A 14,129-nucleotide genomic window follows, 5' to 3' on the forward strand; every position below is an offset into this window, starting at 1 on the left:
GCCAGATCAAACGAGTTGTCGGTGTTCACCATCCCACCCTGCGAATAGAGCTTTTGGGTGTTAACCGCGCGCACACCGGTCCCGATTGCCAGTGCAGACGTCAGCTGCGTGCCTTCTGACGTCTGATCTCCGCCGGAGCGATGAACCTGATACAGTAGGCTTTCAAAATTAACGCGGTCACTTTTGAAACCGACAGTGTTCAGGTTTGAAAGGTTGTTGGCAATGACCTGCATCCGCGTTTGCTGCGCGTTCAGGCCCGTCTTTGCGACGTGCATGGCGTTGGACGACATTTGCCACTCCGTTGTTTATTTGTTCAGTCTAGGTTTGCAACTGATGTGCCAAACTGAACCGGAGGGGCGAAACTAATCCGTCAACCGTTGGGCAGACGCATCAATTGGCTGGTGCCTTCGTCGAGTTCCTGCGCAACCGAGATGAATTTAACGCTCATCTCAAATTGTCTCTGGTTTTCAATGTTTTCCACCAGTGCGGTGATTGTATTGACGTTGCTGTTTTCCAAGAAACCTTGGGATAGCCGTGCGCGTTGATCTGGTTCTGGCAGGATGTCGGGGGCTGCGGGACGGATGTGTCCATCCACGGATTTGATCAGTTGGGTGTTCTCCGCAACTGTCGTGGCAATGATCGGGCCGGGCACAAATGTGCCTTCGGGCAGGCCCTGAAGCTCTAGCTGAATTTGGCCTGTTTCCTCAATCACGACGCGGCGCGCATCGGGCATTTGGATGGGCTCTAGCTCTGTGTCCAATAGGCGATTGCCCGCGCCATCAATCACAAAGCGCTCCGCATCCAACCCAAAATCACCGCGCCGCGAAAGGGCTGCATCCCCGCCAGCGGTGGGGGCAATATAGAAATACCCGTCACCACGGATCGCGACATCCATCGTTTCACCGGTGCTTTGCAGTTCACCTTGCTCTGAGGAAAACAATGCGCCGTCGCTTTGCTGGCTAAACACCCGCGACCGGAACTGATCAAAGGCTTCGAGGAACTTTGCCTCACGTGTGACGGACAGATCAGCCCTGTAGCCCGGCACGTTCAAGTTCGCCATGTTCTGGGCATTAACGCTCAGTTCAGTCGAGACGTTGCGCATGTTGTTCAGCGCGATGTGGATATTACGGTCCATGTCTGCTCTTCCCTGAAAAAAGGCCCGCGCGGTGCGCGAGCCCTATGATTTACGTCCGGATATTAATGATCGTCTGGGTCAGCTGAGTGGAGGTCTCAATCGCCTTGGAGGACGCTTGGAAGTTCCGCTGTGCCGTGATCAGGTTGACCAGCTCTTCGGTGATATCCACGTTGGACCGTTCCAACGCGCCGGACTGGATGGAACCAAAGCCTTCGGTCCCGGCCTCACCGATCAGCGGCTCACCAGAGGACGCGGTTTCAACGAATGTTGCGTTCCCAACCTGCTTCAAGCCGTTTTGGTTGTTGAAGTTTGCCAGCACCAGCTTGCCCAAGGGTTTGTTTTGACCGTTGGTATAGTTGGCGCGCAAAAGGCCGGTGGCATCAATGCTAAGCCCGTCCAGACGACCGGAGGTGAAACCGTTTTGCTCAAGGTTGTTTACAGCAAACGGCGTCGCGAGCTGTGAGGACGCGCTGTAGTCGATATCCAGCGAAATCGAGAACGTGTCGCTTTGGGATTCGTAGCGCGTTAGGCCCTGTGGGCTGATTAATTTACCGGTTTTGTCGAACGTCAGCTCACCCTCATCAAGGTAAAGCGGATAGTAATCTTCGACCAAGTTATCGGGCTCTGAATCTACGATCTCACCACGTTCGTTGACGAACAGCGGGATGCCATTTTCGTTGGTTGCCTGTACCAAATTAGCAATGGTCGGGACGCTGCCGACACCCAATGGCACGTCATCCAGCCCTAGTTTGACTGGCCCCTTGATCCGAATGGTCGAGGTGTCGCCTGTTGTGCCGGTGGTGAACACAAAGTTGTTCTCGGTCGGTTGGTATTTGACCGTAACACCGCCGATGGTTTGCCCTGTTTCGGGGTCCCGCATTTGGTTGATCCGCTGTTCCAGCAGTTCGGCCAATGTCGTCCCAATGTAATTGCCGCCGGGAATTTCGATGATCGCGTTCACCCCGTTGACCGACACGTTGAATGTTGTCTCGCGGTTTGCGGCGTTTAAGAAAATCGGCTGGCTGTTCAGCGGATCTTTGGCGGGGCCACCAACTGCCATTGCGGGTTCAGACTTGAGGCCTGTTCCTTCGCGGAAGCTGACGTTGCGACCAAAACCAACGCCCATGACATGGCTGTTGCCGTCAGCCAGCACGCGTGAAGTGATATCGACGGTGTTGTCGCCCACAATCGCAAGACCGGTCGCAGAGTCGATTTCATAGCGTCCGACCTGAATGTTGGATGCCTGCTGGTCTGTCTCAACACCCATGGCTTTGTTGGCACGCACTTCTTTGCCGGTCGTACCGCTTTCGAAGGTAAAGGCGCCGGTGTCACGGTCGTAACGCACCTTGGCGCCAAACCGATCCGGACCGCTGCCCACAACGCCGCCGTCAAAGACAAACGGCTCGCCGACGACATTGGTTGCGGCAGTGATGGTTACCTTGCTTGCGTTGGTCGTTCCGGCAAGCCCGACGCCATTGATGCTATCGGCATAGCCTGAGGAAATCTGCAGGGCAGAGACATCGCTGATCGCCCCACCAGGTCCAAGGGCGGTATGGTCCACTTTGAACACAATGCTTTGGGTTGCAGCATCGTACTGCACTTTGACGGGGGGATTACGCTCATCCACCCACTCCATTTCGATGGCCGAGTTGCTAAGCCCGAAGTCAGCGGTGCTAGGATTGTCGGTGCCCGTCAACTGAGCAGAGAATGTGCCAAACACGCTTTTGCCGGAGCCGTCTACATTAACGTCCGTATAGGCGTGGCGGGCGGCATCGGTTTCACGCAGTACGATCCGCTGGTTGTTAAAGCTCAGCGGTGAGCCATCCACCATGAGGTCTTCGCCCTCAAAGAACGCTTCGACGTCTTTTGCTGGATCGGACAACACGATGAACGGGGTGTTTGCATCAACATTCACAGAGATGTTTTCATCTGGAAGGCCCAGATCGCCGGTGGCGACCTGCAACACGTTGCCGACCACGGATGTGATCCGGTAGGTGCGGCCGTTCAGATCAGCGGCCTCAGGATCAGCGCCGAGCAGCATGATCGTATCGCCGGCACTAAAACCCGCAACAGATTCCATCGTGATCGACAGTCGGTCCGCTTCGGCGTCATATTCGATCGATGGGATGTTGTTGTCTTCAGCAACACTGCTTTGACGCCCAAATGTGCTGACGGATGGACGATTGTCGAGGTTGCTGTAGGCAAGGTAGCGTTGCTCACTGACGGCGAACGAAAGGTTCGTACCGCTAATTTCGCTGTTCACCGTTTTGGGGCCTGAAATCATCAGCTTGGTGGCATCGTTAGGATCAGTCCTAACTGAGAGGCCCAGAACACCTGCATCTTGCAGTGCCGTCTTGATCTTGGCCGCAACGTCGGCGTCTGTCTCATTGGCGTCGGCTTCGACCGACAGGGACACGCCGAAGGCATCCAGCGTCAGTGTTTGGGCTTGGGTGGTGTCGGCGCGTGCTACAACAAGCGACCCGTCACTGCTAAACGTCATATCCGCTGAACCAGGCTGCACCGAAATCAGCTTGTTCACTTCAGTCTCGATTAGGGCAAGAACGTCTGCCGATGTGTTCATGCCCGTTGCGGGGATTGTCACGACAACATCGCGGTCATCGATGGCAAAGGTGAGGGTTTTGTCACCAGTCTGCGTCGCATCAGCCACGGCAGTCGCAGTGAACTTCCCTTCGGAGTAGTCAAACTCCCACAATTCAGATGTGTTCGTCAGCCCGGTCACGCCCAAGTCGCGTGTCGTGTATTCAAATTCAAAGGACTGTGGCAGCTCGGGTGGATTGGTCAGCTTGGTCGTGGTGGTGATCTTTGCAAACTGATTGTTGGCGATCCCGGGCACCGCAGGAGAGTTTTCGCCCAACTCTGCATTGAGGGTATCGTTGATACGCGCCTGGGCGTGGGCCAAAAATGTGTCCAACTCAAAGTTGGGCGCAGTCAGGTTTGCAACATCAATTCCAGCTTGGGTCGAAACAAAGCTGGGTTCCAAAAGGTCGATAGACACGCTGGCCGGAACAATCGCGTCGCCTTCATCTGTTGCAGTGAACATCTGAATGTTGATCTGATCCTCCGCGCCTTTGCGGATTTCGACCTTCTTCTCATCGTCGTAGGCTTCGTTGATCGCACGCTCAACTTCGGCGGCGAGCTCTTCTGCGTTGTAGCTGCCGGCACGGATGTCGACGCTGACGGGGCGGGTGCCATCATCGATGTTCACGAGTAGGAAATCATTGCCCCAGTAGACACCCTGATTGGCGGGGTCAGCTTCGTGGGTGGCCCCAAACAGCATCGGGTTCGTGACGATTTCGATCTCACGGGTGCCTTCGTCGCCAAAATCAAAACCGCTGGTTTCACCGGATAAGGCCGCAGGTTGCGACGGCACACGGGTGCGCAGTTCATCCAGTTTATACAGCGGGGCGCTGCGCCCAGTGTCAAAATAGCTAGGGTCGGGCACTGATGTCGTCTGGTTGCCGAACTGGTCGATATAGATTTGGCTGCCCTTGTCGTTCACCGCAGGCACAAGGTCGGGGGCTACGACCTCATCATTGATGACCAGCCGCGTTTCATACTTGTTAGTGGGGTCTTCGGTCGAGGACCCTTGTGTTTTGATGAAGTACACGGTCGCAATGGTTGGGTTGCCGAGATCATCAAAGATTGTGAAGGAAGTCGAGTTTGTGAAGCTTTCGGAATCGTTTGGGTCAAACGTATATCCGTCTGCGAACTTGTCTTTGGTGGTGACGACTTCTGCATTGGCAGGCAGGTTGACAGCCAGATCAACCATCGTCGTCGCCTGTGGATCACCTGATGTGACCGGCAAGCGCAAGGGCACGGCGCTGTCGATGTCTTTGGCGGTGACAGATCCATCTTCGTTCACGGGATAGGTCAGCAAGAATTGGCCCGAGCTGTCCACCACGTTTCGGTTATTGTCCACGTTGAACGAGCCGTTGCGTGTGTAAACCACTTGGGTCGACGTCAGGCTTGGCTTGAGAGCAAAGAAGCCTTGCCCCGAGATCGCCATGTCCAGCGCGTTGAGCGAGGATGCGATGTTCCCTTGGGTGAACTGTTGCTTAACCCCCTTGAGGATTGCACCAGAGCCGATGGACGACGTGCTGTTTTGCAAAGGCGAGGTGGCGAAGATGTCACCGAATTCCGCCCGTGAACGTTTGAAGCCTGTAGTGCCGACGTTTGCAATGTTGTTTGAGGTCGCGGAAATATCGGATTGCGCACCATTCAGGCCGGTCAAAGCGGTATAGAAAGACATGTTTCTCTCCCAAAACTATTTTTTAAAGCAGCGCGGTCGTTACAGACGGAAGCGCAGGATGTCAGCGGTGCTGAGGTTGCCGTAATCCTCGACTTCGAGGGTGCCCGCACCTGTTGCCGAAGCCCCAATGACGTCAGCAAAGACATTCGGCGTCAGGCTTTCAGGCCCGTCGCCGTAGTTAATCGAAACATCCATGCGCACACTGCGCGCGCCGTTGCGATAGGCCTCTGGCAGGTCTTTCCACGCAAAGCCGGACATGCCGCTTGCCTGACTGCCCAGATCAATTGAGTGCAGCATTTCGCCGGTTTCGGCGTCTGCAAAATTGATCTGTGTTGCGAGAGAGGTGCGCTCTAGGTCGATGACGCCATGGATTTCGCCGTTGTCATCAGCGCGGGCAATGTTACCCGGCACCAGTACAGAATGGCCCAGCATATTCACGGATGAAGCTACGCGAAACTGATCCATTTGTTCCGAGATACTGGTCATGGTTTGGTTCATGTCGCTGATCCCGGCGACAGATGAAAACTGCGCCATCTGAGCGATAAAATCACCGTTATCCATGGGGGCGAAGGGGTCTTGGTTCTGGAGCTGCGCCGTCATCAGCTTCAGGAAATCCGCCTGACCCAGCTCATCTTTGGGCTCGGCATTTTTCGCTTCGGTCGTGCTGATCCCCAGCTTGGAAAGCAGTGCGTTCTGCGCGCTTAGGCTGTTGTTGTTCACGTCCATCACTTAATCTCCTACGACTTGCCCATGTTCACGGTGCGCACCATAAGCGTGCGAAGCGTCGTGACCACTTCGAGGTTATTTTGGTACTGGCGGCTGGCCTCCAGCATATCGACCAACTCTTCATTCACATCGACCGGGGCGACGTAGACAAAGCCTTCTTCGTCGGCCAGCGGGTGTCCGGGTTCATGCACGCGTTGTGGGTCGCGGTTGAGGGCGACGACATCGCGAACCTCAACCGAGGCGCGCTGCGCGTTGCGCATGCCATCTTGGAAAACGGTCTGGAACACAGGGCGCAGGGGGCGATACGCACCTTCTGATGATCCTGCGCGGGCGTCGGCGTTCGCGATGTTGGATGCGACTGTATTCAGTCGCACCATCTGAGCGGCCATGGATCGTCCCGCGATGTCGAAAACGTTCTTAAGCTCGGCCATCATTCCCCCTTAATCGCGGTCATGAGACCGGAAATGCGTCTGTTGAGAAACGTGAGCGTGGTCATGTAGCGCAGAGAGTTTTCCGAAAACTCCATCTGCTCAACAGAGATTTCCACCGTGTTACCATCGAGCGATGGGTTCAGCGGCTCACGATATTGGACCATATCGGCGCCAACCCCGACCAAGTTATCGACGTGGCGCGTGTTGGTCTTGCGCACGGGACTTTGGCCCATTTCGCGTGCGATTTCCTGATCGAAATCCAGATCGCGAGCTTTGTAGCCGGGAGTTGCGGCATTCGCGATGTTCGACGCCAGCATCGTGTTGCGCTTGTCGCGCAACGCCAAGGCAGAGGCTTGGAACGAGATATGTTCTTTAAGTGCATTCATGATTTTTCGACCACGGGCATCCTTTTCTGGTCCAAGATTTGCAAGATGAGTGCCAAACCTCCGGTGGAGATGAAAATGTCGAAAAAAACATTGGCGCCCTATCAAGCGCGGCCTCAACCCAGCCCAAAGACGCTTGCGCGACAGGCGGATGCATTGTGCGCTCGGGTGCATACGTTCCTTGCGGATACGCCCGCACTTAAGGCAGCCGGGGTCCTGTCGGGGCTATTAGCAGAAACGACGGATCCAGCGACGCGACTTGCGATTTTGACGACACGGATACAGGTTTTGCGGGCGCGGACGATTGCCTGCCAATCGGGCCGTGCGGTTGATGAAGGGCTGACGCTGGGCGCGATGCTAGAAGAGCAAAACGCTGAGCCAGAGCCACCTGCACCGCCGGAATCAGAGCCGGAGCCAGAGGCCCCTGAGCCCCCAGCCGAGCCAATGGAAGAGCAAGATCAGCCCACCGCGCCCGGTGAGCAATTGGCACAAATCAAGCTGCTGCAAAGCTACGAGCACGAAGGCATTACCCTACCTGAAGGTGCGGTTTTTGCCGTCGCTGGGGAAAAGGCCGATGAGTTGGTTTCCAAAGGGATCAGTGTTCGGATGCCTTCTGTTGGCGAGGAAGGTGTCGAGCAGAAATCGGATGATCTGGGCGATGCGGCGGACGACATCCCCCTTGGCGATACGCGCGAAGCTGATGACGCGACGCCGGCGGACTAGACGCAGAGAGGTATCTGGATGCACTACACCCTTGTTGCCCTGTCGCTTGCGAGTGTCCTGTTGGTAGGGCCGCTACGAGACTGCGCAAGCCTGACCCGGTTCGAGCAGGAATCCTACGATTGTTCAGCCACACAGGCGCCTTTCAACAAGCTGACGTTCCAAGATATCGCGATTGGGGAAGGCGGCGTCGTGGATGGTGCTGATCCGGCAGGCGCAACGATTTCTCAGTATGCGGGGGATCGTTTGATCGTGGACTGGGGGCGCGATCGACTGGTTATTAATCGCAAAACCGGCGGTGTGATGGTGACTCGAAACGGTGTGCTACGCAGCTATGCGTGTAAGCGCGCGCAGTTTCAAATGTAGCAAGAAAACGCGGCCCGTGACTAAACTCTGAACGGTTTGGGACGTTAACATTCGTAGTAAAAAGGTGCGTTATGGCTGAAATTAAACCCGACATTCTGTCCGCACTCAGCCAAAATGGCAGTGGGCTGCAATTGCAAAGCCTCGCCTCTAGCCTTGTTGAAGCGGAAACCAGCGGGGAGCGCGTGCTGACGGAGCGTCGCGTTGAGGATGCAAATACCTCAATCTCTGCTATGGGTCAGCTGTCTTCGCAGATCGGATTGTTTAAGGCCGGGATGACTCGCGCCGCTGAGACCGCTTCGCGCTCGGCCTCTTCGACCACCAGTGCTGTGTCTATCGAAGTCACCCAAGAGGCGATTGCGGCAGATGTGTCCGCTGTGGTTGAGGTCACGACACTGGCGTTGCCACAGGTCACAACATTCCGTTTTGCGCAAGGTACAAACAGCAGTTCTACAATTGAGGTAGGATCGTTTTCGGTATCTGCGCCCGGCTGGGATGATCCTGCCTCTGTCTCGGTCCCGAACGACAATGCGACGTTGAATGGCTTGGCGCGTGAATTGAACGAAGTCGACGGGCTGACTGTATCTTTGATTGATACAGGCGACGGCATGGCGTTGATCGTCAAATCGCAGGACGGGACCCAAAACGCATTGGATACCGCGTCCATTTCAGCCATTGAAACCGCCCTTGGGCTGACCGCAGATGGCACCCAAGGCGTGAGCGATGGGGATGAAAACCCGCTGGGCGTATCAACCGCAACGAGTGTTGCGACGGATGCTAGTTTTACGGTGGACGGGGTGGCTGTCACGCGCGGCTCGAACGTCATGGACGATCTGTTCGTCGGGCACCGTGTGACGATTAATTCATTGGGAACCGCGACGCTGACCTCAAGCGAAAGCAGCAGTTCAGTGCGTGAACGGATCACTTCGTTCCTCGATGAAGTGAATGCGTTGAAGTCCTATCTAAATATGGCCACGCAGCGTGGCTTAAACGGTGCAGAGGCGGGCCCATTGGCGGGGGATATCGCCGCACAGTCAGTGCTTGGCAAAATCCGTGGAATCACGACGCAGCCCATTCCCGGTTTTGGGGCTGAACCGGTGTACCTTGCTGAGCTGGGGATTATGACGGAACGGGACGGCACCCTGAGTTTGGATGAGGACCGGTTTGAGCAGGTGATGGAGCAGAACCCGGATATTGCGCATGCCCTTTTTGCGACGCAGTTCGGGGCGGATCAATCTGGATTGAGCATCACGGGGCTGTCTTTTGCTCCGCCGCAGCCGGGTAATTACGCGCTGGAATATGATCCGTCGACATCCCCTGCGACTGCTACGTTGGACGGTACATCTATGAATGTGAGTGTTGATGCGCAGGGGCGGCCAGTCTTGAGTTCGAGTGAAGGCGATACTTATGGGATACGCATAACACTTGAAAGCACCGCCGCGATATCGACCACGGTCCGGTATGGTATCAGCCTAGCGGATATGATGGCTGAATATAGTGATCAACTGGTTGGTGCCGGCGGTATGCTTGCCCGCCGAGAAACCGAGCTAGCGCAGGACTTAGAGGACTTTGAGGATCAGCTGACGGAGATTGAGGATAAAGCTGCTGCGTTGACAGAGCGGTATAATATTCAGTTTGGCCGCATGGAGGCAGCTATCGCCAGCCTCAATAAGACTGGCGAGTACATGGAGTCGTTGATGGAGGCGTGGAACGCCGACAGATAAAGCCAGTGTTCAGTCGGACATGGTAATTGCCAGCTTTGTGATAAGCTTAAAGCAATGACCGTTCGCGACTGATGATCGCTGCATGCGCCCGGTTGCGTGCGCCAAGCTTTTTGCAAATGGCGCGCATGTGCATTTTCACGATTACTTCAGTCGCGCCCATTGCACGAGCGATTTCCTTGTTGGTCATGCCGTCGGCAGCAAGCCGCAATACGTAGATCTCTTTGTCGTTGAGCCCGTGGTTATCTGCGTCTGAGGTGGAGGACCCCGGAAAATCGGTTCCAACGGGCACAAAAATCTGGCCGGAGTTGATAAGCTCAATGATGCTGCCAAGTGACCGCAGTGGCATTGTCTTGGCGATTAGGCCGCGTACGCCAAGCGCGAGGGCCTTGTCCAATACATGACGATCAATTTGCCCGGTGAATAGAACGACGTTCCCATCTCGGGCGGCTTTGACAACTTGGCCTACGCTATCAAGCCCTGTCATGCCGGGCATGCGTAAGTCCAGCAATACTACGTCAAAATTGTCTTGTGCTAGCAATTTCAAAAGGCTGTCGAGGTCATAGCATGAACTGACATCAAAAGTCCCTTCGCCACGCAACATTGAGGCGACGGCGTCCGCGAGCAGCTTGTGATCATCTGCGATGGCCAACTTCAAAGTTGAGCCTGTATCGTTCGGTTCCGAAGCTCGTTCTTGCAAAATCGTCATCCCGTTCATTTTTCATATTCGGACACGCCGCAGTACCTTTCACCACCATGAACGGTATGCGACGTTTCACGCACTGTGCTGTCTAACGGTGTCAATATTTCGCCGCTACTTTCGCGCTACAATAGTGACATCCTGCCATTGTGACAGTCCATCTGATCAAAAATATCTGATGATCAGTTAATATATCGTTAGATACTGTGAGATTGCTGCAAGAAGTATCTATTAGTTTGTATATCGATTTTTTCAAACGAATGGTTATCCCATGAAACACTTCCGATTTGCCTCCTTTTTCCTTGCCCCTCTTATGGTTGCTGGCATCACCACGGCAGCGTCTGCCGATGCGGTCCTGACCGTTATCAATGGTGAAAAAGTCTTGGAGATGGACGCCGCGACGCTGAATGCGCTGCCTCAGGTGTCTTTTGAAACCTCGACTATTTGGACCGAAGGCACGATCTCATTCTCAGGACCCTCGCTGCGCTCTTTGATTGATCAGGCGGAGATCACTGACGGGCAACTGTCGCTGACGGCGATAAATGACTACGCCATTTAGATTTCGGTCGATGAAATTGAGGACCAGGCACCGATTGTTGCCACACTGATGAACGGTGAACCAATTAGCCGACGCGAAAAAGGCCCTTATTGGCTTGTCTATCCCTATGATGTTGATGCTAAGTATCAGTCTGAGGTAGTTTACTCTAAAAGCATTTGGCAGCTTGTTTCGATTGAGCGCGACGCCGAGAATTAAGGACTGAAATGAGTTTTAAACTTCGCATGCGGCGGACATTCATGCGTCAAGGGGTGGCATTGCTGCTCCTGACGTTTCTTATCGCCGCATTCGCAATTCTTTTTGTTGGTGCGCGGTCGATAAAAACTGAACTCGATGCTCTCGTGTTTGCGGATTCCGACAATTTGGGATGGAATATCTCTCAGCTTGATGTCGATTATCGCGGTTTGCACGCTGCCTTACTCGAGCCGTTGATTGAGGCATCAGAGGCCGGAACAGAAATAACTCAAAGCGAGCTAGCGCAGGTCAAGCTTGCCTTTGATATCTTTTACAGTCGCGTATCAGTCGTAACCGCCACGTTTACACGTGTTGGTAAGCCTGAGGAAATTACTGATCAGCTAAACCGGGTAACCGCCTTTAGGAATGAAGTCGCCGACCAAATTGATGCCATCGAAGTGCCAACGTCGGCCGAAATTGAGGCCTTGCTTCAGGCGACTATTGATTTGAGCCCAGATGTACGTGGATTGACGACGGCGGGTATCCAAGCGTTGGGCGCAGTGGCATCCGAGGCGCGCGAGATTGAGCATCAAATCTTTCAACGCTTTTATGTTAAGCTCTTCAGTATACTTGGCTTTGTCTTGCTGTCCTGTCTGCTCGCCGTTCGTTTGTGGCGCGATCTGGAGCACCGCAATCGCAAAATTGAAATGGCGGCAACCAACGTCAACAATGCGATTGAATCTGCTCTTTCGGCTGTCATCTTCCTCGATACCAATGGCATGATTGTGCAGTGCAATCATGCAGCCGAAACCCATTTTGGTAGCGACCGAAAAGAGTTGATTGGTGTGGATTTTATCCATGCTTTTATCGACCGCGATAGTCTTCCTAAATTCTTTGCATATCGAGATGCCAAAGACGCCAATCCCATCCGCTTGACGGCCCGTACGGCTGAGTATCGTGCCTTTCCTGTTGAAATGTCGGGCTCGTGGCAAAAAGATGTTGAGGGTAATGATATTTATATCATTTACCTGCTCGATATCTCTGAAAAGCTTGAAGCAGAGGAAAAGCTGAAGGCTTCGCGGGATGAGGCTAAAGAAGCTTCTCACGCAAAAAGTCGTTTTCTTGCCACTATGAGCCATGAGATGCGGACGCCGCTACATGGTTTGATTGCCTCGATGGATATGATCCAGACGTCGTCTTTAAGCGATGCTGATCAGCAGCTATTCAAAACAGCGCGTGAATGTACCACGCGTGCGTTGGAGCAAGTGAATGGTATTCTGGATCATACCCGGACGACCCAAATGGAAGAGCGGGAACATCCGTTCCGCCCCTGCCGTGTTATACGGGATATCCGAGAGTCCTTGACGCCGCTTGCAACCGCCAACGGGACTTCAATTGAGTTTTCGTTTTCAGGTGATGGGGCAGAAGCACGTTATATTGGGCTGCCGGATTCGTTTTCTCGGGTCATGTACAATCTGATTGGCAACGCGATTAAATTCACGAAAAACGGCGCTATCTTGATTGAGCTGATTGCCACGCAGGGCGACACGCCCGGAGCTCGGCGGCTCAACATTGTGGTCAAAGACACCGGCTCGGGCATCGCGGTAGAAGATCAAATTCGCATCTTTGAACAGTTTGAAACTGCGACGTCTTTTGCAGATGAAAATGCAAAGGGTACCGGCCTCGGCTTGGCCATTGTGAAGCACTCTTTGGCGCAGATGAACTCTACGATCGAGCTGCGCAGCGCCCTTGGTCAGGGCAGCCGATTTAGCTTTTCGCTCCATCTTGAGATAGACACTGCAAAAGAAGAAGTCGCGGGTGCACAGACGCAGGCTGACCCAATTACCGAGAAGGCGGTGACTGGCAAGAAACACGTTCTTATCGTGGATGACAACGCGGTGAATCGTACGGTTTTACGAGAGATGGTTTCGCGACTTGGGCTTAGTCCCGAGTGTGTTACCTCGGGCTTCGAAGCCGTAGATGCTGCTGAAAAAGTGGCCTACGATCTTATTTTGATGGACGTAAACATGCCGGGGATGAGTGGTCATGACGCGACCCGAATTATCCGCGCCTCTAGTGGTCGTTCAGCGGAAACAGTGATTTTGGGGGTCACTGCTTTGATTCCAACGGACCACGACAAGCAGACAGACTCGGGTATGAACGCCATGCTCGCAAAGCCTCTCACGTCCGAGAGATTACTTGCCGCGACGCGTAGACATTTGCAGGCGGAAGAGGACGCGGATGAAGAAGAAAGCATTATTGATCTTCTGGACCCTGACACCGCTCGTGAGCTTAAAACCCAAAGCCTAGCGGATGCTAAAACTGCGCTACAAGTCATGACAGATCCGGCCAGCAGTTGGGATGCGCGCGTCGATAAAATCCACTACGCGGTTGGTTCGACCGCGGTTGTTGGGTTCAACTCTCTCAGCCAGTTTCTTGCACAAGCTGAGAGTGCGGCCAAAGCTAAAGATCAAGCTTCGCTCGATGCCTGTGCAGAGCAAATTCGAAATACGATTTCGGCTTAAAACTCATCTGTATCCTTTGGTGCCTTTTAGGCGCGTCGGGATTGGCTCAATCCGGAGCCGATATTGACACGTGACCCTGGGGTTAGAGACAAAGTTTTATATAGACATGTATCCAAAGAGACAGATTGAGTCCGAATGGGCGCTGCGCTGATGTCGTGTGGATGGGCTATAATAGTGTGACAGAAATAGTCGCAATTTCGCTGTGTGTTGGAGAACTCAAATGCAAGTCGATACCGTTAAAGGTGAATTTGTCACTGTTATGATCACTCCCTACCAGACAGCGCGCGGTCGTCTTGTTTCCTTTGTGCCGCAGTCGAACAGTGCAATTATTGACGTGAATGGCCAGCAGGTCCGTGGTGAGTGTCTATCTCCACGTCATGATGCTGCTGAAGTGGCTGAGCAATTGGCTTGCGCTTAGTGAGCAA

13 protein-coding genes are annotated in these 14,129 nt (G+C 54.0%); 6 read left to right on the top strand and 7 right to left on the bottom strand.

Annotated elements, in window-relative coordinates; all coding sequences use genetic code 11:
* The 6 genes from AC4GMC_RS03720 to flgB form a co-directional block, all read right to left on the bottom strand.
* The coding region (locus tag AC4GMC_RS03720) for a flagellar hook-basal body complex protein (protein ID WP_487880324.1) at nucleotides 1-290 on the bottom strand (290 nt) is incomplete at its 3' end.
* An 80-nt stretch (nucleotides 291-370) separates the two neighbouring features.
* On the bottom strand, nucleotides 371-1,135 hold the full coding sequence (locus AC4GMC_RS03725; RefSeq protein WP_487875644.1) for a flagellar hook-basal body complex protein: 765 nt from the start codon (nucleotides 1,133-1,135) through the stop codon (nucleotides 371-373).
* 49 nt (nucleotides 1,136-1,184) lie between these two features.
* Entirely contained in the window at nucleotides 1,185-5,405 is a 4,221-nt protein-coding gene (locus tag AC4GMC_RS03730; RefSeq protein ID WP_487875643.1) for a flagellar hook-basal body complex protein, read from the bottom strand.
* Between the two features lie 39 nt (nucleotides 5,406-5,444).
* Nucleotides 5,445-6,131, bottom strand: coding sequence for a flagellar hook assembly protein FlgD (locus AC4GMC_RS03735; RefSeq protein ID WP_058122996.1), 687 nt, complete (start codon nucleotides 6,129-6,131; stop codon nucleotides 5,445-5,447).
* 11 nt (nucleotides 6,132-6,142) lie between these two features.
* Nucleotides 6,143-6,562 (bottom strand): flagellar basal body rod protein FlgC, encoded by a 420-nt coding sequence (gene flgC / locus AC4GMC_RS03740; protein ID WP_487875668.1) that lies wholly within the window; start codon nucleotides 6,560-6,562, stop codon nucleotides 6,143-6,145.
* The gene (gene flgB, locus AC4GMC_RS03745) at nucleotides 6,562-6,948 is read right to left on the bottom strand and encodes a flagellar basal body rod protein FlgB (protein WP_487875642.1); all 387 of its coding nucleotides are present in this window, start codon (nucleotides 6,946-6,948) and stop codon (nucleotides 6,562-6,564) included. The genes flgC and flgB overlap by 1 nt, the downstream gene beginning before the upstream one ends.
* 75 nt (nucleotides 6,949-7,023) lie before the next feature.
* On the opposite strand from flgB, the gene AC4GMC_RS03750 reads away from it, so the two are divergent.
* The 3 genes from AC4GMC_RS03750 (at nucleotide 7,024) to fliD (ending at nucleotide 9,752) form a co-directional block, all read left to right on the top strand.
* Nucleotides 7,024-7,668 carry a hypothetical protein gene (locus AC4GMC_RS03750; protein WP_487875641.1) on the top strand — a complete coding sequence of 215 codons (645 nt, stop codon included), beginning with the start codon at nucleotides 7,024-7,026 and terminating at the stop codon, nucleotides 7,666-7,668.
* An 18-nt stretch (nucleotides 7,669-7,686) separates the two neighbouring features.
* Nucleotides 7,687-8,031 carry a hypothetical protein gene (locus AC4GMC_RS03755; RefSeq protein WP_487875640.1) on the top strand — a complete coding sequence of 115 codons (345 nt, stop codon included), beginning with the start codon at nucleotides 7,687-7,689 and terminating at the stop codon, nucleotides 8,029-8,031.
* Between the two features lie 71 nt (nucleotides 8,032-8,102).
* Nucleotides 8,103-9,752 (top strand): flagellar filament capping protein FliD, encoded by a 1,650-nt coding sequence (gene fliD / locus AC4GMC_RS03760; RefSeq protein ID WP_487875639.1) that lies wholly within the window; start codon nucleotides 8,103-8,105, stop codon nucleotides 9,750-9,752.
* Between the two features lie 46 nt (nucleotides 9,753-9,798).
* On the opposite strand, the gene AC4GMC_RS03765 is transcribed toward fliD, so the two are convergent.
* Nucleotides 9,799-10,458, bottom strand: a complete 660-nt coding sequence (locus tag AC4GMC_RS03765; RefSeq protein WP_487875638.1) for a response regulator transcription factor — start codon at nucleotides 10,456-10,458, stop codon at nucleotides 9,799-9,801.
* Nucleotides 10,459-10,720: 262 nt separating this feature from the next.
* Here AC4GMC_RS03765 and AC4GMC_RS03770 point away from each other — a divergent pair, with 262 nt between their 5' ends.
* The 3 genes from AC4GMC_RS03770 to AC4GMC_RS03780 all read left to right on the top strand — a co-directional run bounded on the left by AC4GMC_RS03770 (nucleotide 10,721) and on the right by AC4GMC_RS03780 (nucleotide 14,122).
* On the top strand, nucleotides 10,721-11,008 hold the full coding sequence (locus AC4GMC_RS03770) for a hypothetical protein (RefSeq protein ID WP_487878956.1): 288 nt from the start codon (nucleotides 10,721-10,723) through the stop codon (nucleotides 11,006-11,008).
* 203 nt (nucleotides 11,009-11,211) lie between these two features.
* A complete protein-coding gene (locus AC4GMC_RS03775) occupies nucleotides 11,212-13,704 on the top strand; it encodes an ATP-binding protein (protein ID WP_487875636.1) in 2,493 nt (830 codons plus the stop codon).
* A 220-nt stretch (nucleotides 13,705-13,924) separates the two neighbouring features.
* Nucleotides 13,925-14,122: a hypothetical protein gene (locus AC4GMC_RS03780; RefSeq protein WP_487875635.1), complete on the top strand. Its 198-nt coding sequence runs from the start codon at nucleotides 13,925-13,927 to the stop codon at nucleotides 14,120-14,122.
* Nucleotides 14,123-14,129 lie beyond the last annotated feature (7 nt).

The sequence above is a fragment of the Thalassobacter sp. genome, assembly GCF_982993085.1.

What these genes read in the sequence shown, in the direction of transcription:
- AC4GMC_RS03775 (WP_487875636.1), top strand. Translation starts at nt 11,212, where the DNA reads ATGAGTTTTAAACTTCGCATGCGGCGGACATTCATGCGTCAAGGGGTG.
- AC4GMC_RS03735 (WP_058122996.1), bottom strand. Translation starts at nt 6,131, where the DNA reads ATGGACGTGAACAACAACAGCCTAAGCGCGCAGAACGCACTGCTTTCC.
- AC4GMC_RS03730 (WP_487875643.1), bottom strand. Translation starts at nt 5,405, where the DNA reads ATGTCTTTCTATACCGCTTTGACCGGCCTGAATGGTGCGCAATCCGAT.
- AC4GMC_RS03755 (WP_487875640.1), top strand. Translation starts at nt 7,687, where the DNA reads ATGCACTACACCCTTGTTGCCCTGTCGCTTGCGAGTGTCCTGTTGGTA.
- flgB (WP_487875642.1), bottom strand. Translation starts at nt 6,948, where the DNA reads ATGAATGCACTTAAAGAACATATCTCGTTCCAAGCCTCTGCCTTGGCG.
- AC4GMC_RS03765 (WP_487875638.1), bottom strand. Translation starts at nt 10,458, where the DNA reads ATGACGATTTTGCAAGAACGAGCTTCGGAACCGAACGATACAGGCTCA.
- AC4GMC_RS03725 (WP_487875644.1), bottom strand. Translation starts at nt 1,135, where the DNA reads ATGGACCGTAATATCCACATCGCGCTGAACAACATGCGCAACGTCTCG.
- flgC (WP_487875668.1), bottom strand. Translation starts at nt 6,562, where the DNA reads ATGGCCGAGCTTAAGAACGTTTTCGACATCGCGGGACGATCCATGGCC.
- AC4GMC_RS03750 (WP_487875641.1), top strand. Translation starts at nt 7,024, where the DNA reads ATGTCGAAAAAAACATTGGCGCCCTATCAAGCGCGGCCTCAACCCAGC.
- AC4GMC_RS03780 (WP_487875635.1), top strand. Translation starts at nt 13,925, where the DNA reads ATGCAAGTCGATACCGTTAAAGGTGAATTTGTCACTGTTATGATCACT.
- AC4GMC_RS03770 (WP_487878956.1), top strand. Translation starts at nt 10,721, where the DNA reads ATGAAACACTTCCGATTTGCCTCCTTTTTCCTTGCCCCTCTTATGGTT.
- fliD (WP_487875639.1), top strand. Translation starts at nt 8,103, where the DNA reads ATGGCTGAAATTAAACCCGACATTCTGTCCGCACTCAGCCAAAATGGC.